Annotated in this window: 18 protein-coding genes; 6 read left to right on the plus strand and 12 right to left on the minus strand. The window is 61.4% G+C overall.

Going from position 1 to position 22,000, the window contains the following annotated elements; all coding sequences use genetic code 11:
• Positions 1 to 219: 219 nt before the first annotated feature.
• From ACFQ24_RS10580 to ACFQ24_RS10600, 5 genes are all read right to left on the minus strand, one after another.
• Positions 220 to 831 (minus strand): TetR/AcrR family transcriptional regulator, encoded by a 612-nt coding sequence (locus ACFQ24_RS10580; protein ID WP_380911053.1) that lies wholly within the window; start codon positions 829 to 831, stop codon positions 220 to 222.
• 48 nt (positions 832 to 879) lie between these two features.
• Positions 880 to 1,725 carry an S-formylglutathione hydrolase gene (fghA, locus tag ACFQ24_RS10585; RefSeq protein WP_380911145.1) on the minus strand — a complete coding sequence of 282 codons (846 nt, stop codon included), beginning with the start codon at positions 1,723 to 1,725 and terminating at the stop codon, positions 880 to 882.
• A 2-nt stretch (positions 1,726 to 1,727) separates the two neighbouring features.
• Positions 1,728 to 2,840 (minus strand): S-(hydroxymethyl)glutathione dehydrogenase/class III alcohol dehydrogenase, encoded by a 1,113-nt coding sequence (locus tag ACFQ24_RS10590; protein WP_380911055.1) that lies wholly within the window; start codon positions 2,838 to 2,840, stop codon positions 1,728 to 1,730.
• 129 nt (positions 2,841 to 2,969) lie between these two features.
• Positions 2,970 to 5,492 carry an ABC transporter permease gene (locus ACFQ24_RS10595; protein ID WP_380911057.1) on the minus strand — a complete coding sequence of 841 codons (2,523 nt, stop codon included), beginning with the start codon at positions 5,490 to 5,492 and terminating at the stop codon, positions 2,970 to 2,972.
• Positions 5,489 to 6,190, minus strand: a complete 702-nt coding sequence (locus ACFQ24_RS10600) for an ABC transporter ATP-binding protein (RefSeq protein ID WP_380911059.1) — start codon at positions 6,188 to 6,190, stop codon at positions 5,489 to 5,491. The genes ACFQ24_RS10595 and ACFQ24_RS10600 overlap by 4 nt, the downstream gene beginning before the upstream one ends.
• Here ACFQ24_RS10600 and ACFQ24_RS10605 point away from each other — a divergent pair.
• The gene (locus ACFQ24_RS10605) at positions 6,189 to 6,911 is read left to right on the plus strand and encodes an arylesterase (RefSeq protein WP_380911061.1); all 723 of its coding nucleotides are present in this window, start codon (positions 6,189 to 6,191) and stop codon (positions 6,909 to 6,911) included. The two genes, ACFQ24_RS10600 and ACFQ24_RS10605, sit on opposite strands and share 2 nt — an antisense overlap.
• A gap of 69 nt (positions 6,912 to 6,980) precedes the next feature.
• On the opposite strand, the gene ACFQ24_RS10610 is transcribed toward ACFQ24_RS10605, so the two are convergent.
• Positions 6,981 to 9,947, minus strand: coding sequence for a TonB-dependent receptor domain-containing protein (locus ACFQ24_RS10610; RefSeq protein ID WP_380911063.1), 2,967 nt, complete (start codon positions 9,945 to 9,947; stop codon positions 6,981 to 6,983).
• Positions 9,948 to 10,061: 114 nt separating this feature from the next.
• Positions 10,062 to 10,907 (minus strand): cupin domain-containing protein, encoded by an 846-nt coding sequence (locus ACFQ24_RS10615; RefSeq protein WP_380911065.1) that lies wholly within the window; start codon positions 10,905 to 10,907, stop codon positions 10,062 to 10,064.
• Positions 10,908 to 11,129: 222 nt separating this feature from the next.
• Here ACFQ24_RS10615 and ACFQ24_RS10620 point away from each other — a divergent pair, with 222 nt between their 5' ends.
• Positions 11,130 to 11,600, plus strand: coding sequence for a hypothetical protein (locus ACFQ24_RS10620; RefSeq protein ID WP_380911067.1), 471 nt, complete (start codon positions 11,130 to 11,132; stop codon positions 11,598 to 11,600).
• On the opposite strand, the gene ACFQ24_RS10625 is transcribed toward ACFQ24_RS10620, so the two are convergent.
• Positions 11,578 to 12,852, minus strand: a complete 1,275-nt coding sequence (locus ACFQ24_RS10625; protein WP_380911069.1) for an MFS transporter — start codon at positions 12,850 to 12,852, stop codon at positions 11,578 to 11,580. The genes ACFQ24_RS10620 and ACFQ24_RS10625 overlap by 23 nt on opposite strands.
• Positions 12,853 to 13,012: 160 nt before the next feature.
• Here ACFQ24_RS10625 and ACFQ24_RS10630 point away from each other — a divergent pair, with 160 nt between their 5' ends.
• Complete coding sequence (locus ACFQ24_RS10630) at positions 13,013 to 13,927, plus strand: cupin domain-containing protein (RefSeq protein WP_380911071.1); 915 nt, start codon at positions 13,013 to 13,015, stop codon at positions 13,925 to 13,927.
• An 81-nt stretch (positions 13,928 to 14,008) separates the two neighbouring features.
• Positions 14,009 to 15,019 carry an SMP-30/gluconolactonase/LRE family protein gene (locus ACFQ24_RS10635; RefSeq protein WP_380911073.1) on the plus strand — a complete coding sequence of 337 codons (1,011 nt, stop codon included), beginning with the start codon at positions 14,009 to 14,011 and terminating at the stop codon, positions 15,017 to 15,019.
• Positions 15,020 to 15,052: 33 nt separating this feature from the next.
• Here ACFQ24_RS10635 and ACFQ24_RS10640 read toward each other — a convergent pair whose 3' ends face one another.
• Complete coding sequence (locus ACFQ24_RS10640) at positions 15,053 to 15,361, minus strand: hypothetical protein (protein ID WP_380911075.1); 309 nt, start codon at positions 15,359 to 15,361, stop codon at positions 15,053 to 15,055.
• Between the two features lie 33 nt (positions 15,362 to 15,394).
• Positions 15,395 to 17,320 (minus strand): pyrroloquinoline quinone-dependent dehydrogenase, encoded by a 1,926-nt coding sequence (locus ACFQ24_RS10645; RefSeq protein WP_380911077.1) that lies wholly within the window; start codon positions 17,318 to 17,320, stop codon positions 15,395 to 15,397.
• Between the two features lie 149 nt (positions 17,321 to 17,469).
• Here ACFQ24_RS10645 and ACFQ24_RS10650 point away from each other — a divergent pair, with 149 nt between their 5' ends.
• Both ACFQ24_RS10650 and ACFQ24_RS10655 read left to right on the plus strand, forming a co-directional pair.
• Positions 17,470 to 18,657 (plus strand): CaiB/BaiF CoA transferase family protein, encoded by a 1,188-nt coding sequence (locus tag ACFQ24_RS10650; RefSeq protein WP_380911079.1) that lies wholly within the window; start codon positions 17,470 to 17,472, stop codon positions 18,655 to 18,657.
• On the plus strand, positions 18,654 to 19,436 hold the full coding sequence (locus ACFQ24_RS10655) for an enoyl-CoA hydratase (protein WP_380911081.1): 783 nt from the start codon (positions 18,654 to 18,656) through the stop codon (positions 19,434 to 19,436). Before ACFQ24_RS10650 ends, ACFQ24_RS10655 begins: the two co-directional genes overlap by 4 nt.
• 6 nt (positions 19,437 to 19,442) lie before the next feature.
• Here the strand turns inward: ACFQ24_RS10655 and ACFQ24_RS10660 are convergent, their stop codons facing one another.
• Together ACFQ24_RS10660 and ACFQ24_RS10665 are read right to left on the minus strand one after the other, a co-directional pair.
• A complete protein-coding gene (locus ACFQ24_RS10660; protein ID WP_380911083.1) occupies positions 19,443 to 19,886 on the minus strand; it encodes a c-type cytochrome in 444 nt (147 codons plus the stop codon).
• The gene (locus ACFQ24_RS10665; RefSeq protein ID WP_380911085.1) at positions 19,883 to 21,952 is read right to left on the minus strand and encodes an outer membrane protein assembly factor BamB family protein; all 2,070 of its coding nucleotides are present in this window, start codon (positions 21,950 to 21,952) and stop codon (positions 19,883 to 19,885) included. The genes ACFQ24_RS10660 and ACFQ24_RS10665 overlap by 4 nt, the downstream gene beginning before the upstream one ends.
• Between the last annotated feature and the right edge of the window lie 48 nt (positions 21,953 to 22,000).

Genomic DNA, 22,000 nt, shown 5'->3' on the forward strand with positions numbered 1-22,000 from the left:
CACACCCGATCAGCGGGAAAGACAATGGTCGCAGCCGCCATTCAGCGGTCCGCTCTCATATCCGTTGGTCAAGTCAGACAGTCATCAGCATAACATGCTCCTTCAAGGCAAAGCCTCACCGGAATTCATACTGAATGGTATATAATGCAGAGCAGCATTGCGTCAACGGCTTTTTTATACCGATCGGTATTTTTCCGTAAACGCTTGTTTAGACGTTATTTATTTAGTCGGCCACATGGCCAATGTCGTATGAACCAACTGCTCAAGCTGATGGCGGCTTGCTCCGCCACTTGCCTGCACGCCCATGCCCTGGATCACGGCCGTCAAATAGGTGGCCAGAGCCGCGGGTTCGACACCGTCCGGCAGATCCCCTTCCTCCTGCGCCCGCTCAAGCCGCTCAACGAGCGCCTTGTCCGACGATGCCCGCCGGGCAATTACATCCGCCTTGATGGAGTCGGCCTGCGTCGTGCAGGCTACCATGCTGATGACTCCGAGACAGGCACGCGGGTCATTACCCCCCGTCTGAATGTCCAGCGTCCCACGCAGCAGCCGCTCCGCCACGCCCCGTGCCGTAGGCTCCTGCAAGGCCGAACGCATGTAGCAGAGCTTGTCTCGCTCGTAGAGGTCCAACGCTTTATGAAACAAGGCTTCCTTGTTGCCGAAGCAGGCATAAAGGCTGGGTTTGGTAATCCCCATCGCTTCGGTCAATTCGGCAAGGGAGGCGCCCTCATAGCCTTTTTCCCAAAATACCGTGAGCGCGGCCGACAAAGCCTCCTCAGGATCGAATTCCCTGGGACGTCCCCTGGTTACAGATTCCGCAGCGCTTTTCATACCGGACGGTATATAGTGCGATTGGTCCGCCTGTCCACCCCAAGCACCTCAAGGGGCATCGCACAGTCGATCGGCATGCCAGTTCAAGTGGTCCGCCATGAAGGTGGATACGAAATAATAGCTATGATCGTAGCCCGGCTGTATCCGTAAAGTGAGGGGCTGTCCCGCGCGCTGGCAGGCTGCCGCGAAAAGCTCCGGCTTCAACTGCTCTGCAAGAAACGAATCCGCGTCGCCCTGATCGATCAGGATGTCGGGCATCCGCGCGCCGTCCTCCACCAATGCGACGGCATCATGACGCCGCCAGAGTTCCCTATCATCCCCGATGTAGGTCTCGAACGCCTTTTGACCCCATGGAACCTGCGACGGCGCGACGATGGGAGAGAAGGCGGACACCGCGCGAAAGCGTCCCGTCATGCGCAGCGCCATGGTCAGGGCACCGTGGCCGCCCATGGAATGGCCCATGATCGACTGACGCTGCATATCGGCCGGATATTCCCGCTCGATCAATGCCGGCAGTTCATCCGCTATATAGGACCACATCCGGTAATGCTGCGCATAGGGGGACCGGGTCGCGTCGACATAAAAGCCGGCCCCGAGTCCCAGATCATAGCTACCCTGCGGATCGTCGGGGACGTCATTACCGCGCGGGCTGGTATCCGGCGCCACCAAAATCAATCCCAACTCGGCACAGGCGCGACGATATTCCCCCTTTTCGGTCACATTGGCATGGCTGCAGGTCAAACCAGACAAATACCAGACGACCGGCAGCCTGACGCCTTCTTCATGCGGCGGGACATAGACGGAGAAGGTCATGTCCGTACCGGTGGAGGAGGATGCGTGCCGGCAAACTTCTTGCCTTCCGCCGAAGGCAACATGACTCTCGAGGATGTCCATCATCAGTAGAGGACAACGCTACGAATAGACTCGCCCTGGTGCATCAGGTCGAACCCCTTGTTTATCTCTTCAAGACTGAGGACATGGGTGATCATAGGATCGATTTCTATCTTCCCGTTCATATACCAGTCGACGATCTTCGGCACGTCGGTCCGGCCTTTCGCCCCGCCGAAAGCGGTGCCCTTCCACACCCGTCCCGTCACCAGCTGGAATGGACGGGTGCTGATTTCCTTGCCGGCTTCGGCCACCCCGATGATGATGCTTTCGCCCCACCCCCGATGGCAGCATTCCAGCGCGGTCCGCATGACGTCCGTATTACCGGTCGCGTCGAAGCTGTAGTCGGCGCCTCCGTCCGTCAGTTTCAGCACCTCGGCAATCACATCTTCCCGGCTTTTGCCCTTCCCGTTGATGAAATGCGTCATGCCGAACCGACGCCCCCATTCCTCGCGGTCCGCATTGATGTCGACACCGACGATGACGTCCGCACCCACCATCCGCGCGCCCTGGATAACGTTGAGGCCGATGCCCCCGAGGCCGAACACGACCACCTTTTCGCCCACTTGGACCTTGGCGGTGTTGACCACGGCCCCCACACCAGTGGTCACGCCGCAACCGACATAGCAGCTAGTCTGAAAGGGCGCATCGTCGCGAATTTTCGCCACCGCTATCTCGGGCAGCACGGTGAAGTTGGAGAAGGTCGAACAGCCCATATAGTGGTAGATCGGCTGCCCCTTGTAGGAGAAGCGGGTCGTGCCGTCGGGCATCAGGCCCTTGCCCTGCGTTACGCGGATGGCAGTGCACAGATTGGTCTTGCCCGACAGGCAGCTTTTGCACTGGCGGCATTCGGGCGTGTAGAGTGGAATAACGTGGTCCCCCGGCATGACACTGGTCACGCCCGGCCCGACTTCCCGCACGATCCCAGCCCCTTCGTGCCCGAGCACCGACGGAAAGATGCCCTCGCTGTCGAACCCGTCCAGCGTGTAGGCATCGGTGTGACAGATGCCCGTCGCCATGATCTCGACCAGCACCTCCCCTGCCTTCGGGCCCTCCAGGTCCAGCTCTACGATCTCGAGGGGCTTCTTGGCCTCGAAAGCCACGGCGGCGCGGGTTTTCATGATTTGTCTCCAGCAAGATGAGCTGACGGCGCGTTCGTCCCGTAGCCTCTAGCAAGATTGCATCGAGGCGATAAAGCCCTGTTTGAGATCACCTCTTCCCCGTTCCAGTCCACGGGCGACAGGGCCGCGTCAAGTTTGCCGAAGCGCACGGGCCGGTCGAACGGACAGAAGTGGGAGAGAGCCTGCCATGCCGATGACGAGTGTCAGCATCGCGCCAGCCGCCAACGTCGCCAGCACGATGCTCCAATCAGGCGCCCAGGAGAATTTAAACAGCTGCACGATGACGTACCAGGCCGCCGCGCTGCCAAGAGCCAATGCCAATATGGACAACAGCACGGCGAGCAATGCATATTCCACTGCCTGTCCACCAAGCAATTGCGCCCGCGTCGCGCCTAGCGTCTTCAAAATGATACTGTCATAGACGCGCGACTGCCGGGAAGCGGCTATCGCCCCCACCAGAACGGCGATGCCGGCCCAAATCGCGACTGACGCTGCGACGAGGATGGCCCGTGCCATTTGCGAGAGGATCGTCCCAACCTGATCGATGACATCGGACACGGCAATGACAGAAGCCCCCGGAAAGGCCGCGAGAACCGCCCTTGCCACGGCGGTGGCGTGGCGCGGATCCATCGTGACGGTTGCCGCCACGGTATGCGGAGCGGAGCGGAGCGTATCCGGCGTGAAAACCATGATATAGTTGAAGCCCATCGTATCCCAATTTACCTTGCGCAGGGAGGCGACGCGCGCTTTGATCTCCCGGCCGAGTACGGATACGGTCAGCGTGTTGCCCACGCCTATGCCCAGCAGCCTTGCCGCTTCGACATCCAGCGAGACAAGCGCCGACCCTCGATAATCTGCCGGCCACCATCGTCCTTCCACCAGATCGCTGCCTTCAGGCAACGTGGCGCTGTAGGTCACACCGCGCTCTCCGCGAAGGAACCACGCCCCCTCTGGAAGAGCTTTCAGCTCCGCTACGCGTTGATCGCCATAGGCCGTGATCGTCCCGCGCAATACGGGAACGATGTTGAGCCGGGCGTCCGCCGCTTGTCCCTCCACGATCCGTCGGAATTCTGCCTGCCTGTGCGCAGGGACATCCAGCACTATCTGGGCAGGCGCCTTTTCTGGCACGACACTCCGCAATTCTGCGTCCAGGCTGGTCTGGATCGCCGCCAGCGTGACGAAGAGCGTCAAGGCGAGACCCAACGCAACCACCAGAGAGACGGTCGATGCTCCCGGCCGATGCAGATTGGCGATCGCCATGCGCAGCAGCGGCCGCCGCGCCCGTGGAAGACCGCGCGCGAGGCGGCGAATGGCCGCGCCAACCGCGACGAGCAGCAACAGCGTCAAAGCCACGCCAGCAATCACCCCGGCTGAAAAAACCGGCTGTTGCGCCGTGACGAGCACCAGCAGGATGAGCACGACCGCAGCGCCGATCATTCCGATCAGGCTCCGCCGGTCGAGGATGGCCCGCGGGTCCACCGCGCCCCGGAAAATGGCTGCCGCCGGTTCGCTGCGCGCACGCGCGAGAGGCGGGAAGGTGAAGATGAATGCGACGAGCAGTCCATAGGCTGCGCTCGTAGCCAGGGGCACCGGGTGAAGGCCGAAGCCGGGTTGTACCGGAAGCGCGTCGCCCGCAACCGAGATGATCAGCAGCGGCAGGATCGCGCCCGCGATCAATCCCGCACCGATGCCAAGGAGCGCGACGGCGGCGATCTGTAGCCGATATATGCGTCCTATGTCCGACGATGTCGCACCAAGAACCTTGAACGTCGCGATGCTGTCGCGCTTGCCCGCAAGGTAGGAGGCTACACCGTTGCTGACTCCGATGCCGGCTATCACCAGCGCAGCAAGGCCGATCAGAGACAGGAACTGGCCCATCTGGTCGATGAAGCGGTTGGCGCCTGGGGCCGCGCGTTTCCAATCCTTGAATACCCATCCTTCGGTCGCCCGCGCGCGCTCCCAATCGCGCCGCACGGCAGCGGGATCGTATCGAGGCAGCAGTTTGATGCGATATTTGGCCGTATAGAGGCTGCCTGGCTGGATCAGTTGCGTTCGCTTTAGCCCTTCGAGCGAGAGGATGGCGACCGGCCCGAGGGTAAAGCCTTCGCCCAGCCGGTCGGGTTCATCGGTGATGACGTCGGATATAACGAAGTCAGCCGATCCATAATGAAGAGGGTCGCCCGGACGCACATTCAATCGTTCGGCCAGCGCTTCGCTCACCAGAATCTGGTTCACGCCCAGAGGACGGTAAGCCGATCCCTTTAGCCGCAAAGTTCCATAGAGCGGGTATAGTCTGTCGACGGCTTTAAGCTCCGTCAGTACCGGAACCACTTGTGGGCGACCCACGCGCGCGACAGGCTGGGCCATCGCGCGCGTTCGGATCGTTTCACTGACCGTGCCAAGTTGGCGAAAAGCCTGCTTATCACCGAAACCAGCCTCACGCTGCGTCATGGCGATTTCGATGTCGCCGCCAAGGATGACTCGGCCACGATCACCCAATTCCTGCGTGATCGCGCTCGTAAGGCTGCCAATGGCGGCCAGTGCCGCGACCCCTAAGAACAGACAGACGAAGAGTAGACGCAGGCCGCGAAATCCCAGATGAAGATCACGGCGCGCGACGGACCAGGCTGCGCCCCAGCTCAGAGCGTTCATGCCGCGCGGTCCGCGACGATCCGTCCGTCCTGCATTTCCACGATCCGCCCGCACCGCTGCGCCAGACGCGGATCATGCGTGATGATGACAAGCGTGGCTCCCGTGGCGTGTTGCCGGTCGAACAACAAGTCCATGATGGCAGACCCCGTGATCGCATCCAGATTGCCGGTGGGCTCGTCTGCAAACAGCAGGTCGGGCCGTGGTGCGAGCGCGCGCGCGATCGCCACCCGCTGCTGCTCGCCTCCCGATAGTTGCGCGGGATAATGGTTCAGCCGATGGCCCAGCCCAACAGCGCGAAGTTCCTCCACCGCAACATCGAACGCGTTGGTCCTACCGGCCAGTTCCAGCGGCACCGCGACATTTTCCGTCGCCGTCATAGTGGGAAGGAGATGAAAGGCCTGCAGCACGATGCCGATGCGGCCGCGCCGCGCGCGGGACAGTTCGTCCTCGTTCATGATGCTGAAATCCACGCCGCCGACATCCACCTTGCCGCCGCTGGCGCGTTCCAGACCGGAAAGCACTGCCATCAAGGAGCTTTTGCCCGATCCAGATGCGCCCAGAATTGCGACTGTCTCTCCCTTTTGGATGGTAAGATCCACGCTTTTCAAAATTTCCAGTTCAGCGCCGCTCGATCCGAGCTGCAAGGTGACATTGGACGCGCGGATCGCGATAGTGGCGGCATCAACAGTGGATTGCATGAAGAAAGGACGCTCCTTGGCAGGCCGATATTTCCAATATGGATTGCTGACGCTAATTGTCCATCTAGCGGCCAGCTGTTCCGACAGTCCGCCTCCCCCTCCTCCTCCGTCCAACATGGCGGCGGCGGCCCCAAACCCATTGTCGACACAAGTACGGGCTGACCGAAAGCTGATCGTGGCCTTTGGAGACAGTCTCTATGCCGGATATAATCTTGATCCGGGCAAGGGGCTCGCCCCCATGCTGGAAAAGAGCCTTGCGGCCGGCGGGCTGCAAGCTGAGGTCGTCAATGCCGGCGTGTCAGGCGATACATCCGCTGCGGGGTTGGCACGACTGGCCTTTACGCTCGACGGGTTGCCCCGCAAGCCGGACTTGATGCTGGTCGGCCTGGGTGGCAACGACATGCTGCGTGGGCTCGACCCATCGGCCACGCGCGATAATCTGAACGCCATTCTTAGGGAAACACAGAAGCGCAAGATCCGGGTTATGCTGACGGGCATGCTGGCGTCACCTAATATGGGCCGCGACTATGCGACGGCCTTCAACTCCATTTATCCCGACCTAGCCCGGCAATATGGCCTTCCGCTCTATCCCTTTCTGCTGGATGGCGTGATCGGACGCAGAGCCATGCTGCTGCCCGATGGCATCCATCCCAACGATCAAGGTGTCAATCTCATCGCAGCCCGATTGGCGCCGATCGTCTCGAAGGAACTGCAGCCCTAGGCTTGTCGTCCATATTCGAAGGCAGAAGGCGCCCCGGATGGATGTCCGGGGCACCTTCTGTCGCGACCGTTACATCCGTACGCGCAGTCCGACCGTCATGGTGCGGCCCAGTGGGTTGGACACGAAGCCATTATAGCCCCACGCTCCGCCCAAGATGCCCGCCGTGTTGCCATTGTAGAAGGGCGGATCCTTGTCGAAGACGTTCTGGGCATCGAGGAATATCTGCCAGCCCCGGGTGAAACCTTCGCCCTGGAATTCATATTGCAAGTGCAGATCGAAGATATCGTTGGACTTCACCTTATCACCGCCGCCAACGGGATTGCCGGCCGAATTGACTACGATGGGCTGCACCGTGGTGCTGATCCAGTTGCGATAGGAACCGGTGTGGTTCCAGAAAAGGTCAGCGGAGATTCCGCCCTTCGACCAACCCAGTTGCGCTCGGTTCTTGAACTGCACCGATGGGAAGGTGGTGTTGTAGCCCGATGTGTTGAGGATGCTGAAATCCGTTCCGCCGCCGAAATTCTGGCGGAACTTGGTGAAATAGGTGAAGCCCGTGCCGATGACGAAGCTGCCCAGCTCACCGATGTCGGTCCTGTAGTTGAACTGACCGTCGATGCCCTCGACAGTCAGGTTAAGCGCGTTACGGGCACTTTGGTCGATCAGGAAATAGACCTGCGGCGGAATGGCGCCCGACACGGTCGCACCATTGGCAAGGTTGGCGAATTCGTCGATCTGCGCCTGCGAACAGGTCTGGGGGCAGATAGTGAGCAGGTTGCGCAAGCCGGCCGAGTTCACGATCGCGCTTGGGCTGGGAGAGGAGACACCACCGATGAACTTGTTGTGGAAGTAGGTAAAGGCGGCGGTGAACCCCGGCATGAAGCGGGGCGCGAGGTCGATGCCGGCAGACCAGCTGCGGCCCTTTTGCGGGGTCATGTTCGAGAATCCGCCGCCCAACTGCCGGCGCATGCCCTGAACCGCCGGAGTGCCGATCGTGCAGGTCGTGGCGTTGCACTGCACCCCAGGAATATTGACCACGCTGGGGTAGTTGGCAATCGGCACGGCGATCTGCGTGCCGTTCACGCCAACGCTGCCCGATGCATAGAGATAGCCTTGGGTCGGATCACCGATGACTGCCGTCGGCGGAGCCACGAAGGCCCGCGAATAGTTGCCGCGCAGTTTGACACCCGCCACAGGCTCCCAATTCGCCGCGAACTTGGGATTAGTGGTCGATCCAACGTCGCTGTAGCTATCGTAGCGGCCGGAAATGCTGAGGTCGAAGCTATGCACGAGCGGCACGCCCATATCCGGAGACACGACCGGAATGTATAGTTCGGCGTAGAGGGACTTCACATCACGCTTGTAATTATAGACGCGGAAGTTGGAGCCCGTCGTGGTCGGCCCGGTATTGTTCGAGCCGCTGATCTTCTGCGTCTGCTCATACCAGAGATATTCGCCGCCCACCGCGATCTTCAACTTGCCGGCAGGCAGGCTGAAGAGCGAGCCGTTCAGGTCCAGCTTCATCTGGTTGAAGGTGTTGTAGTTCGTATTCTCGCTGTTGTTCCGATAGAGCGAGCGGATAACTGCTTCCGACGTCCGGTTGGTCCCATCGAAGGGACGCCACACGTCCAACGCATTGGCTGCGGTCAGCGGCAGGTTCAGCGCGATGACATTCTGGCCGGGAATGTTGGTCGCGGTGGTGCTGCCGCTAAGCTGGCCCGTGCCGTTGAGCGCGAGGAGAGCGCAGGCCGAGCAGAAGCCGTTGATCGTATTGAGGGCCGAACGGTTCCAACCGAACGCGTCGCTCAAGGTCAGTGTCCAGACGTCGTTGACCCGATATTCTGCCACGGCGGTCGAATAGATGGAATCCGATTGCGATTCCGATTCGCCATAGTCCGCATCAGGAAGCAGTGCGAGCCAGCTGACCGTCTGCTGCGTGGCGCCAGGCGCTCCGGCCGGAGCCTGATAGAAGGGGTTGATCTGGCCCCCTCGTCCCGAACCTGGGCCAAAGACGGTGGCATTGGTGAGGCCCCCGGGACCAAAGTCGTTGTGGGTTTCCTGCCGGCTATAGTTCATCATCGCCGTCACGGTGAACTTGTCGGAAAAGTCGTTCGTGACCTTGATCATGGCGTTCGCGCGGAACTGCGACGGGAGCAGGTTTGAATAGATCGAATTGTTGCAGGGGGCGTTCGCCTGCGTGTTAGCGACTGTCGTTGTCGCGCTCGGCGAGAGGAAGACGCCGCTGACGCCAGGCGCGATAATGGTCGCGGGGCTGCACTGATAGCTGTTAGTGTTGGTGCCGCCGACCGGACGATAGTCGCCCAGGCTCGAAAAGCTGCGGTCCCTGTTCTTCAGTTCCGATTGGTCGGCGTAGGATCCGGCGACGTAGACACCGCCCGTGTCCCATTTCTTGCCCCAGATGAAATTGAAATTGGTGCTGTTGTAATTATCAGCAAACCCGGCCTGCGCATTGGCTTCGAAACCGTCGAATGTCCGCCGTGTGATGAAATTGACCACGCCCGCGACAGCGTCGGAGCCATAGACCGACGAAGCGCCGTCGGCCAGAACTTCGACGCGCTGGATGGCGCTTACCGGAATGATGTTCGGGTCGGTCTGCGCAAACTGCGTTCCGCCGCCCGGCAGACGCAGGCCGTCCAGGATCACCAGGGTCGTGTTGGACGACGATCCGGCAAGACTGTGAATCTGCGGCGAATAATAGGAATAGGCGTTTTCACCTTGCGCAACCGACCCGGATGTCGAGATCGACGGCACTGTGTTGACGAGTTGCGAGACATTGACCGGCGCCGTTTTCTCGATCGTCTCTTGCCCGACCGAAATCAGGTTGGACCCAACGGGCGCAACCCCGCGGATGGCGGAGCCGGTTACAATGATATCCGCATCGGTCGTGGACTGCACCCCCGGTGGCGGTGGAGCGATGGTCGTATTGTCTTGTGCGACCACAGGCGCCGCTGCACTCAAAGCAGCAGCAATCGCGATGACGGAACTGCTCAATTTGGCAGGCAGATTCTCTCCCAACATTTTACCCTCTCCTTCTCCATGCTATATTTCATATAGTATAGGATTCTGCCGGCAGTCTGCGCTGTCCTGACAGGCCTTTTCAGTGCCTTTGAACTCGGGAAATCGGCTGGTTTGTTAATGCGGCTGGAAGCTGTGCAAGCCGCGGGGATAGGGATTGATGGCAACGCGAGTAGCCATTTTCCCGACTTCACCGCCGAAGCTTGCGCGGTGCCACCGTCCTTGCGCCGCCGTGACGATGTCGCCGGGCGAGGCCGTAAAGAAGGGAACGCCTTCTATCTGGTAATCGATATTGCCTTCCATCACGAACCAGAACTCATCATAGCCGAAATGGAAGTGGCCAAGATCGCTGGCCGGCGGTGTCTTCATGCCAGGCCCACGGATGTTGTTCACGAAAAGATGATCGCCCGCGATGAATGACCCTGCACGCTGACCGCCTCCGACAACATCCTTGTAATAGTCGAGATAGGGCCGGTCGTTGGGGCCATAGCGGCCGTCACCCCCCATCAGGGACGCTTTGACGTAGGTGAACCCTTTCACATCCTTCGGCTTGTCTGCCTTAGTGGCAACCGGGTAGAGAGGAACGTCCCCAGCACCATGGACTTCAAGCCACAGCGCGGGCTCGCTGCCGAGGGCTTCAAGCGTGAAGGGCAGCCGGAATGGAATGTGGACCTCTCCACCCTTCACCGCGATGAAGGGCTCCTGCCCCTTGATGGTCACGCGCAATTGTCCGCCCCAGACGATCAGGGCCGTCGCATTGTCGGCATACATCAGCGACTCCGTCCGCTGCCCGCCCGCCATCTGGCGCCAGTCGGCTTCCAGATCGCGGTTGCGGACCACGGCTTGGCTCCAGTTCGCCTGCCCTTTGTGCGCCGCCAAAATGTCGGCGAGCTTCCAATGCGGCTTATTGGGTGCGTCGTAAGCCCTAGGCGGAGTGCGTTTGGGCGACCAGCCGATCTCCATGGGCGGGCGGGCCGGAGACCCGGGTCGGACGGCGGAAGGCGCTGCCGGCGTCTGCGCAGCGGCAGCGGCTATCAGGAAAGCTGGCCCGCACAGATAGGAAGCGGCCTTGAAGATCGTCATCATTCCTCCCCTTCAGCAGACTTTTGCGTCTTGCAATTTATCATATAGGATATGATCACCGGGCTTTAGTCAAACGAATAATGACATCAGAGGAGACGGAATGTGAACGTTAACTGGAAATGGGCGTTCAGCGCGCTTCTGATAGGGCAGCCCGTCACCCTTTTCGCTCAGGATGATCGATGTGCAAGCATCGACGATCCGTCCAACCGCCTGGCTTGCTATGACGCGCGATCCGGTCGCGCGGTCCAATCAGGTGCAGCGCCAGCTCCGCGTCCCGCGCCGTCTTCCGCCCCGCCCGCAACCAGTCCTGCCCTGTCCAACACCAATCTCGACCAGCGCGAGGCCTTGAAAAGCCGGACCGATTTCGACAGCCGGCTGAAGGCGGTGGTGCCGCTTCGCCACGGCTATTATAGATTGGAATTGGCCGACGGCACATCATACGACACGACCACAGTCGCGCCTCCGCCCACCGTTGGTGACCTCATCCATGTGCGTCGCACCCCTTTCGGCACGACTTTCTTCGACATTGAAGGCCGCAAGCCCTTTACCGTCAGGCTGTCACGGCGCCAGTAGTGGATTCGAGGCTCCGGTCGATCCCAACCGGCTCAAGTAGCCGGTTGGGATCGACCACAGCCCATGCCAAGACCCCCGTCAGGACGACTGCGGAGCCGGCGATGAATGCTGCGGTCCAGCCGAACTGGGCAGCGATCATGGGCGTCAGGGTTGAGGTGAGCGCGCCGCCGATCTGGCATCCCATGTTCATGAACCCCGACACCACGCCGCTATGCTGGCCGGAAATGTCGGCGGTCACCGACCAGAAGGAACTTTGCGACAGGTAGATGGCGCCAGCGCCGCCCGCCAGGATCAGCACAGCGAGCGGCGCATTGTCCACCATGGAGCCGCTCGCCAGAAATAGTCCCGTAAGGACGAAAGATATGATCCCAAGGCCCGACCGTCCCCAATAAAGGCCGTAACGGGCCGAAACCCGGTCGTTGATCACCCCGCCAGCCAAGCAGCCGAAGGTCATGCAAAGGAAGGGCAGCATGGAGAAGATCGCGCTTGACTTGACGTCCAACTGTCTGGCTTCGGCAAGATAGATGAAGAACCAGCTGAAGAAGATCCAGATGACATAGCCGAAGGCGAAATAGCTGACGAACAGCCCCCACACGTTGCGGCTGCTGAGGATCGCGCGCCATGGAATGGGATCGCCTGATCGCGCCTTTGCAGGCGGGAGACCAGCCTCGATATGCGCGAGTTCGGCGGTATTGACGGAGGGATGCTCCTGCGGACGATCCCTTGAAAGCCAGAACCAGATCCCGGCGGCGGCAAGCCCGACGGCCGCGCAGACATAGAAGGATGCGCGCCAGCCGCCCCACAATATGATCGCCGTGATGAGCGGAGGCGTAATGCCGGATCCTGCGCCGACACCGGCAAAGATCCAGCCATTGGCCTTGCCGCGCTCTTGCGCTGGAATCCAGCGCGACAGAAACTGGTTGCCGCAAGGGTAGACGACCGACTCGCCGATCCCCAACGCAAATCGAGTCAGTGCAAGCAACAGCAGAGCGCCGCTGCCTTGCGGATGGATGAGCGCAGTCGCGGCGGTAAACAGGCCCCACCAGATCAACGCCCCGGTCAGAACGATGCGAGGCCCAAAGCGCGTTGCAAGCCAGCCGGCGGGAACCTGGAACAGCGCATACCCGATGAGGAAGGCGCTGAAGACCCACCCCAGTTCGACCTGATCGATCGCATATTCCTTGCGCATTTCAACGCCGGCCACCGAAATATTGGTCCGGTCCAAAAACGCGATCGCGCTGATGATGAACAACAGGAATATCAGGTAAAGTCTGACCCGAGATCTTGCAGCTTCGCCCATTAGCATCTCTCCCGCCTCTGACTTGCCTGCCAGACAATATAGTATATGATTCGCTACAAGGTGGATGTATGTCCGCATAATCAGACAAGAGCAAGGCATTGGAGGGGATAGGATGAGCAACTTGGCTCTACGGCCGCTGGTGATGATGGCCGCGCTAGGCTGGTCGGCCGTGTCCTATGGCCAGAGCACCCAGAATCTCGATGTCGCCCATAGCAAGGCCGAAGCAATGGGCGTGGCCTCGGGCGTGCATGGCGGCGCGGGGACGATGAAGTTCGGACCGTTGCTCGGCGCGGATGCCCTCAGCACCAACTTGATCTTCTTGCATCGCGGCGAAATCGCCCCGCGGAGCGGAATAGGCCAGCATTTCCACAATGATTGCGAGGAGATGTTCGTCATCCTCGATGGCGAGGCGGAATTCACGATCGACGGGCGCACATCCCGCATTGCAGGGCCTGCAGGCGTTCCCGACAGGATGGGCCACGCCCATGCCATCTACAATCCCACGGACAAGCCCTTGCAATGGCTGAATGTCAATGTGGGCATGACGAAGAGCTACGACAATTTCGATCTGGGGGATGCCCGAACCAATGTGACGCTCGATCCCGTGCCGCAGTTCATCACGATGCGGCTGGATCGTAGCCTGCTGAAGCCTGCGGCTGAAAGCTTGCCGGATGCGTCGGCAGCCGTCCTCTACCGTCGCGCGCTTGGTCCGACCATCTTCTCGACGCCATGGACCTATGTCGACCATGTCCTCCTGCCGCCTGGCGCGTCTCTCGCAAGCAGGACGGAGCCGGACATGAGCGAGGTTTATTATGTGATCGCCGGCGCAGGAGAGGTGACGGTTGGAACCCAGACAGCTGCCATTGTCGCGGGCGATGCTATCCCGATCGATCTGGGCGCGGCGCGGGGCATTCGGCAGGCAGGCGACAAGCCGCTTGAGCTGATGGTGATTGGCGTCGCGCGCGATCTTGCCGCGAAGGCCAAATATCGCGCAGCAATGGACGCGCGCCTGCGCCCGCGCCGCTGACTACTGCATGGCCGGTCTTGGTTGAACCCGTCGCCTCGAACCGGCCTATCACTCATAATCTTCATCGGAGGAACCAAGTCCATGCGATCTCGATCACGCGCTGCCCTGCTGGCCGTCGCCTTGGGATATTTCAATTCAGCCCCCCTTCTTGCGCAGGCGCCGGCTCCTTCAGCGCACTCCATCGAACGGATTGACCCGAGCCTGGATGCGATCATCGCGCCGGGGACTGAGATCGAGAAGGTCGCGACGGGCTTCGGTTTCACCGAGGGGCCGATGTGGCGCGATGGGCGTCTCTGGTTCTCGGACGTGTCCGGAGACAAGATGCGTGCAGTATCTCCCGACGGACAGGTCGAGGAACTCATCCCCAATTCCGGCGGCCTTCCCAATCCGCCGGCGGGCGCCAGCATCGGATCGAACGGCATGGCACCAGCGCCCGACGGCACCGTCCTGATGGCGCAGATGGGCGCTCGCCGCATCGTCAAGGTCGGTAAGGACAAGAGCATCAAGCCCTTCCTGTCCGATTATGAGGGCAAGCGGCTCAACAGCCCCAACGATCTCGTTTACGACAAGTCCGGCGCGCTCTGGTTCACCGATCCGCCTTTCGGCCTCTTTAACGGCATGGACAAGGATCCCGCGAAGGAATTACCCTATAATGCGGTGTTCCGTTATGCGAAGGGCAAGCTCACGCCCGTCATCACCGACATGACCTTGCCTAACGGCATCGGCTTCTCGCCCGACTTCAAGACGCTCTATGTTGGGAATTACGGCCCGCAAATGTACGTCCGCGCCTATTCCGTGAAGGCGGACGGCACCCTCTCAGCTCCGCGCAATCTTATCCAGTTGAGTGGCCGCGGCGGCGTAGATGGGCTTAAGGTGGATACGGCGGGCAACATCTGGCTGACCAGCCCAGGCGGCATTCGTATCTTCACATCACAGGGCAAGCTGCTGGGCCAGATCAAACTGCCGGAAACCGCCGCCAACCTTGCCTTCGCGGGGGACGGCCACACGGTCTACATCACGGGCAGCACCAGCATCTACCGCCTGCGCAGCAAGGTGAAGGGCATGTTGCCGCTCTATGCCAATTTGAAATGAGGCCAGGGGGCAGCGATACCGCTGCCCCTATACCTACTTGCCGGCGGGCGCGGGAGCAGCGCCAGGGGTAGCGGGCGACAGCGCGTAATTTTGCGCAAGATAGGCTGTGATCGTCTTGATCTCTTCGGGCGATACTTCCGCTCCGCGATCCGCCATGCCCTGAACCGTCGCCGCCCAGTCCGCTTCGGTGCGCCGCTTCTGGAACACCTGTCCTATCGTATGGCAGAAGCCGCAACGCTCGTTAATGAGATCAAGGCCCGGTCCAGGTGGCGGCGTCGCCGCAGTTGTAGGCACCTGCTGCGCCAGCGCACCTGCCCCCATCAGGGGCAGGGCAAGCGCCATGATCATCAATCCAACTTTACGCATAAAATGTCCTCAGGGCAGTGCATAAGCGACCACTTCGTCGCTGGTCGCCGGTGAAAATGCGAAGCCCCCTGTTGCAACGATGGCCACCATCTGCCGTTTCCCGGCGGCATAGGTCATCGGCGTGCCATAGCTCGAACCGCGCAGCTCGCCAGTCCACAGCAGTTTGCCGGTTTTGGTCTCGAACGCGCGGAAGCGCTGGTCTTTTGTCGCACCAATGAAGGTGAGGCCGCCCGCGGTCGTGAATGGTCCGCCCGCGCTGGTGATGCCTGCGTCCTTGAGCGCCGGATGCCCCGTATCGCCAAGCGGACGCCGCCATGCCACGGTGCCCTTGACCACATCGACGGCCACCAATTCGCCCCATGGCGGCTTGTGGCACGGGAAGCCCGTTTCCATGTCAGCGAAATAGGCATATCCACCCTTCATCCCCCAGGAGCCGTCCGGCTGCTGTTCCAGTTGCTGCGGGCTGGCGAGTTCATTCAGGTTGATGACATAGAGGCCAAGGCCGGGATCGAAGGCCCCGCCGCCCCAGTCGACGCCGCCCAGGCTTCCAGGAAAGAAGTTGATGGCGCTGTCGGCGCGCAGCGGCTGGAACGGCTTGCTGGGGGTGATGTTCAGCTTCTTGACCAACGCCTCGCATCGGGACTTCAGTTCCGGCGTAACGTCCAGAATATCGTCCGCATTGTAGGCAAGCCGCGTGAGCGGAGGCGGAGCGACCGGCATCGGCTGGGTCGGCCAAGGCTGCTCGCCCGGCACGTCGGTTTCGGTGGGCACGGGCACTTCGCGCACGTCGAACAGCGGCTTGCCGGTCACACGATCGAGGATGAACATGATCGCGGTCTTGTTCATCGCCACCAGCGCGGGCGTGACGCGGCCGCCGCGCTTGATATCCACCAGCGTCAATGTCGGCAGGTCCAGATCCCAGATGTCGTGATGAACCGTCTGGAAATGCCAGAGATACTTGCCGGTCGCGGCATCCACCGCAACCACCGAATTGGAATACAGGTTGGCGCCCTTGCGGTCCGCACCCCAGCGGTCGAAAGTCGGCGCCCCGATAGGGAGGTAGGCGATACCCCTTTTCTCGTCCACCTGGACGAAGGTCCAGACGTTCGTGCCGGAACGGCTCTTCGCGCTGCCGGGTTCCCAAGTTTCAGCGCCAGGCTCCCCGTCGTGCGGAATGCTGTGGAACGTCCACACCAGCTTGCCGGTCCGCGCGTCCCATGCGCGAACGTCGCCCGCTGCGCCCTTCACGGGCATCTCCTGCACGCGCGACCCCGTGATCACCAGATTCTTGTATATGGCAGGCGGGCTGCTCATGCCCAGTGGCGCGCCCCTGAAGCCGTTCATGACCTCGGGCGTCTTCATGTTGACCATGCCGGTCTCGCCGAAGTCGCTGATAAGCTGGCCAGTTGCTGCATCCAGTGCGATGAGCTTGCCGGACCTTGTCCCGAAGAAGATGCGCGCGCCCTTCCCCTTCTCGCCCGGCCAATATGCAACGCCGCGGGTCGAGGGCTGATCCTTGTTGGCGAGCGTATAGACCCACCGTTCCTTGCCCGTTGCGGCGTCGAGCGCGACCACGCGATTATAGGGTGTGGAAAGAAACATGACGCCGTCCACCACCAGCGGCGTCGCTTCGGACGCGGAGAAGCCCGTGGCGAATTTCGCCCGCATCCCGTCAGGCATCGGCCCCACATCGGCGGTCACGCCTGCCGGCCGCATGTGATATACCCACGCCTGGCGCAGGTTGGCGACGTTAGCAGTCGTGATCTGCTTGAGCGGCGAGTGACGGGCACCGCCGGGATCGCGGCCATAGCTCCCCCAGTCCGCGTCCTTGGAGGGTGCGGCGGCGGCAGCGCCGGCCAGGGCGGCCGCGGTGAGGGAAAAGACGGAGACCAACGCCGTGGAATGGCGGAAAACAGATGGGAAGTTCAACGACATGCCTCTCCTGAAGGCGGGGTTCGACCTTATGTCGACAAGCCCGGTTGTTCTTTCGTAAGCAGGATGCTAGCAGACGGTCAAATCATATACAATATGATCTGAGGTTGAAAATTTGCGCGGCTTAGGTCGGCGTTTCAGGGAGAAGGACTATGGCGACGCTGCCTCTGGCTGGCATCAGGGTACTCGATATTTCGCAGGTCATGGCAGGCCCATTCTGTTGCATGCTGTTGGGCGACATGGGTGCCGATGTCATCAAGATCGAGCCGCCCAAGACCGGAGATTCGACCCGGCATTCGATGGGCTTTCGTTTGAAGGGTGAAGATAGTCCGGGTTTCCTCGCGCTTAACCGAAACAAGCGAAGCATCGCGCTCAACCTCAAGGACGATGCCGACCGGGAGGTGCTCTACGCTCTTGTAAGAAGCGCGGACGTGCTGGTTGAAAACGCCCGTCCGGGCGTCGCGGGACGCCTCGGCATCGATTATGACACGCTGTCTAAGATCAACCCGCGCCTCGTGTATGCGAGCATCTCCGGCTTTGGGCAGACCGGTCCTTGGGCGCAGCGGCCCGGCTTCGACCTTATCGCGCAGGCCATGTCCGGCATCCTCAGTTCTAACGGCTTCCCCGGCATGGAACCAGCCAAGAACAGCATAGCGGTAGCAGATTTGGGCGCAGGCCTGTTTTCTGCCTATGCGATCCTTTCGGCAGTTATCGGCCGCGAGAAGAGCGGTCAGGGCCAATATATCGACGCATCCCTGCTGGAGGCAGCGCTCGGACTTTCGATCTGGGAAACCACCGAATTGTGGGGAACCGGCAAATCCCCTACGCCGATCGGATCGGCCAACCGCATGTCTGCCCCTTACCAGGCGGTGCAGGCTTCGGACGGATGGTTCGTCATCGGTGCCGCGAACCAGGGATTGTGGCTGACCTTTCTGGGCGTTCTAGGCCGTACCGAGTTGCAGGACGACCGGCGCTATTCCACCAATGCCGCGCGCGTGGCCAATCGGATCGCGCTGATCGAGGATCTGGCGCCGACCTTCCTTACCCGCCCCAAGCAGGAATGGATTGACGCTCTGCTCGATGCCGGCGTACCCGCCGCTCCCATTCTCGACTATGGCGAAGCCGTGGTAAGCGAGCAGGCCGCCGCCCGCGACATGGTCATGCAAGTGCCGCATCCTATAGAAGGCGAGTTCAAGGCGCTGGGCTTCCCTGTGAAAATGCGCGGTACTCCGCAGGAAGTCCGCCTGCCCCCTCCCCTGCTGAACGAACATAGCGATGCGATTCGTCAAGAACTGGTGGAGAGGGGCCTGCTCGCCGCAGACAAGGAAGCGGCGCAATGAGCGATGCGCGACTAATCTACGAAAAGCGGGGGAATCAGGCCCATATCCGGTTCGACAATCCTGCAGCCCACAACGCGCTCACCAGCGCGATGTGGCACAATCTGCGCGATGCAGCCCGCGACATTGCATCTGACCCTTCCATCCGCGTAGCGGTTTTTCGCGGCGTGGGCGGAAAGGCCTTCATATCGGGCACCGACATTTCCAAGTTCGCCGACTACCAAACGGGCCAGCAGGGCGTCGATTATGAACGCGAGATCGACGAATGCATGGGTGCGGTGGACGCTATCCCCTGCACCACCATCGCCGTCGTCGAGGGTTGGGCAGTCGGTGGAGGGATCAACATCTCTTCCGCCTGCGATTTTCGCATCGCCACGCGGGACGCCCGGTTCGGCTCCCCGATCGGGCGGACGATCGGCAACTGCCTTTCCGCAGCCAGCGTCGCGCGTATCGGGGGCGCCATAGGCGTCCAGCGCGCCAAGCGCATGGTGCTGCTTGGCGAGATGCTGACGGCGGAAGAGCTGCTTGCCAGTGGGTTCCTGCTGCGGATCGTGGAGCGCGAGGCGCTGGATGCGGAGGCGGAGGCCCTGGCGATCCGGGCGGCGGAGAACGCGCCGCTGACGACGCGCGCGACCAAGGACATGATACGCCGGATGACCTTCGGCAACCTGCCCAACATCGAGGATTTGATCGCCCAGGTCTATGGAAGCGCAGACTTCCGGCGCGGCGTCGCCGACTTCCTCGCCCGCACGAAGAAGGTTCCCGAATGGGCCGGAGAATAGCCGAAGCTATTTCTCCGGCTTCTGGGCTACGATCCGTACATTGGGCATCAGCGCGGCGTTGGGCGGAAGCGCGAGATTGCCGGCCGGAAATCCGTTGGCTTCGAACATATAGGCTTCGATGTCCGCCACCTTCCGGCCGCCAAGGCTGCCCGGCGCATTCAAGGGCATGGTGGACTGGATGCGGCTGAACAGGTCACCGGCCGATGTGTTGTTCCAATTGTTGAGGAAGGTCGGACCGACCAGCGCCGGCGCTACGTCGATGCCGGCCAGTGTGTCGCCATGGCAGGCGGCGCAGTTTTCCGCATAGGCAATCTTGCCGCGCTCTGCCTGCTCCGCCCTATAAACGCCCGTCCAGACATTACGTTCAGGTGCCTGCGCGTGTGCGATCACGGCGCCGCCAAGCAGCAGCGCCGCACCGGCAGCCCAATATCCGTTCTTCACTTTCATCATGCCACTCCCGGCAGCCTGAATGCCACAAGCTCCGCGCTATAGTTGCCGCCGCCAATGGCGACGACGATATACTGCCGCCCGTTCAACATATAGGTCATGGGCGATCCGCTCTGTGGCGCGGGCATATAGACCGCGCCTTTCTCCTCGCCGGTCGCCTTGTCATAGGCCCGCAGCATCGCACCCCGGATGCCATATTCGTTGGTGTAGAAGCCGGCTTCTCCACAGATCACCAATGTCTTGGTACAAAGTGGCCCCAGATTGCCCGATCGGCCGGTCCGCGGAATTTTCAAACCCTTGAGCGCCGGGTGATTGCGCACATTGTCGGGCGTTTCGCCATGGGCGATCTGCCATTTCAGATCCCCTTTGGTGAGGTCGATCGCAGTGATCCGACCATAGGGTGGCTTCAGCAACGGCAGGCCATCGACCATCAGGAAACCGGGTGGCGGGTCGGAACCCGGCTTTGGTGCTGGCGGACGGCGGAACTGGTCGGCCCGCTCCGCTCCCATCGCCACCTGCGGCGCGACATCCCGTCCGGCGATGCCATGGACATACGGGAATTCGGAAACGCTGGGATCCTTGTTCGGGATGATGCCCATGACCGATGGCTGAGTCTTGGAATAGACGAAGACGGTATGGCTTTCTGGATCATAGCATCCGCCGGGCCAATTGGTCCCGCCCTGAACACCGGGCGCGGAAATCGTGCCCCACCGGCCGGGCTTGCTGATGACCGGCGGTGTGTAGAGCGGACCGATCTTATATTGCTTGACCAGTTCCACCGCCTTGGCCCGCAAGGCTGGCGTGAAGTCGATCAGATCGTCGACGGTCACCCCCTGCACGTCATAGGCAGGCGGCTTGGTCGGGAAGGGCTGCGTCTTGGCATACCATTCGCCCGGCACATCGCCCTTCTCGACCGGTCGCTCGACGATCGGCCAGATAGGCTTCCCGTTGGTCCGGTCCAGGACGTAGAGGAAGCATTGCTTGGTCGGCTGCGCAAGCGCCTTCACCGTGCGGCCGTCGACGGGAATGTCGCAGAGGATCGGCGCGCAGGGAATGTCCCTGTCCCACAGGCCATGATGGACGAGCTGGTAATGCCAACGCCGCTCGCCTGTTTCGATGTCGAGCGCGACGAGCGACTCACCGAACAGAGCATCGCCCCTGCGGAACATGCCCATCTCGTCGCCGGTCGCCAATTCGACTGGCACGTAAACGAGGCCGAGTTCTTCATCCGCCGACATTTCGGCCCATACGCCGCCGTTACCCGCTTCGTCGGCGTCCCTGTTCAGCCAGCTGTCATAGCCAAACTCCCCTTTTTTGGGAATCGTATGAAAAATCCATTTGCGCTTGCCCGTCCGCACGTCGAAGCCGCGCACATAGCCCTTCACGTTCTTGCGCACGGCCGGCACGTCGCCGGCCGTATGCGCCGCCCCGACGACCACGGTGTCCCGCGCGACAAGCGGCGTGGCGTGCAGGCCGACGTCGGCCGTTTCAAGATCGATGTCCTGATCGAAATCCTGCTTGAGATCGACCACGCCGTTCACGCCGAACGCGGTATCGGGCAAGCCTGTGGCCGCATCGAGCGACACCAGCTGATAGCCGATCGTTACGAACAGGATGCGTTCCTGCTTCCCGTCCGTCCAATAGGAACAGCCATGGCCCGAGAGCTGGCGCGGCGAATTGAGCGCGCGCTGGCCTTCATCCTTGCGGTACATCCAAAGCAGTTCGCCCGTTGCCGCGTCGACCGCCACACAATCCCGCCGCGACCCTGCTGTCAGGAACAACCTTCCTTTGATGAGCAGGGGCGTCGGCTCGAACTGATATTCCTTCCGCGCGCCGAGAATGTCGGTCTTGAAGCTCCAGGCGACTTGCAAATCCCCGAAATTCTCGCCATTGATCTGGTCGAGCGGCGAATAGCGGGTATTCGCCTGGTCGGCGGCATAATGGCGCCATTCCGTGTCCGGCCCGCCCGGCAATTCCTGGGCCGCTGCGCGCCGGATCGGATGGGTTCCAATGGCGGCGGCAGCGGCGACGGTCCCGCCTAAAAGCCCACGTCGGCTCACTTTGGTCATCGCGCTTTCGGCCCTCTCCTAGCTCTGTTGCGCTTCACTTGGCTGTGC

The sequence above is a fragment of the Sphingobium olei genome (assembly GCF_042678845.1).
GTDB lineage: Bacteria > Pseudomonadota > Alphaproteobacteria > Sphingomonadales > Sphingomonadaceae > Sphingobium > Sphingobium olei.

Coding starts and splice junctions, on each gene's coding strand:
- ACFQ24_RS10580 (WP_380911053.1), bottom strand. CDS start 831: ATGAAAAGCGCTGCGGAATCTGTAACCAGGGGACGTCCCAGGGAATTC.
- fghA (WP_380911145.1), bottom strand. CDS start 1,725: ATGGACATCCTCGAGAGTCATGTTGCCTTCGGCGGAAGGCAAGAAGTT.
- ACFQ24_RS10590 (WP_380911055.1), bottom strand. CDS start 2,840: ATGAAAACCCGCGCCGCCGTGGCTTTCGAGGCCAAGAAGCCCCTCGAG.
- ACFQ24_RS10595 (WP_380911057.1), bottom strand. CDS start 5,492: ATGAACGCTCTGAGCTGGGGCGCAGCCTGGTCCGTCGCGCGCCGTGAT.
- ACFQ24_RS10605 (WP_380911061.1), top strand. CDS start 6,189: ATGAAGAAAGGACGCTCCTTGGCAGGCCGATATTTCCAATATGGATTG.
- ACFQ24_RS10600 (WP_380911059.1), bottom strand. CDS start 6,190: ATGCAATCCACTGTTGATGCCGCCACTATCGCGATCCGCGCGTCCAAT.
- ACFQ24_RS10610 (WP_380911063.1), bottom strand. CDS start 9,947: ATGTTGGGAGAGAATCTGCCTGCCAAATTGAGCAGTTCCGTCATCGCG.
- ACFQ24_RS10615 (WP_380911065.1), bottom strand. CDS start 10,907: ATGGAGATCGGCTGGTCGCCCAAACGCACTCCGCCTAGGGCTTACGAC.
- ACFQ24_RS10630 (WP_380911071.1), top strand. CDS start 13,013: ATGAGCAACTTGGCTCTACGGCCGCTGGTGATGATGGCCGCGCTAGGC.
- ACFQ24_RS10635 (WP_380911073.1), top strand. CDS start 14,009: ATGCGATCTCGATCACGCGCTGCCCTGCTGGCCGTCGCCTTGGGATAT.
- ACFQ24_RS10640 (WP_380911075.1), bottom strand. CDS start 15,361: ATGGCGCTTGCCCTGCCCCTGATGGGGGCAGGTGCGCTGGCGCAGCAG.
- ACFQ24_RS10645 (WP_380911077.1), bottom strand. CDS start 17,320: ATGTCGTTGAACTTCCCATCTGTTTTCCGCCATTCCACGGCGTTGGTC.
- ACFQ24_RS10650 (WP_380911079.1), top strand. CDS start 17,470: ATGGCGACGCTGCCTCTGGCTGGCATCAGGGTACTCGATATTTCGCAG.
- ACFQ24_RS10655 (WP_380911081.1), top strand. CDS start 18,654: ATGAGCGATGCGCGACTAATCTACGAAAAGCGGGGGAATCAGGCCCAT.
- ACFQ24_RS10660 (WP_380911083.1), bottom strand. CDS start 19,886: ATGATGAAAGTGAAGAACGGATATTGGGCTGCCGGTGCGGCGCTGCTG.
- ACFQ24_RS10665 (WP_380911085.1), bottom strand. CDS start 21,952: ATGACCAAAGTGAGCCGACGTGGGCTTTTAGGCGGGACCGTCGCCGCT.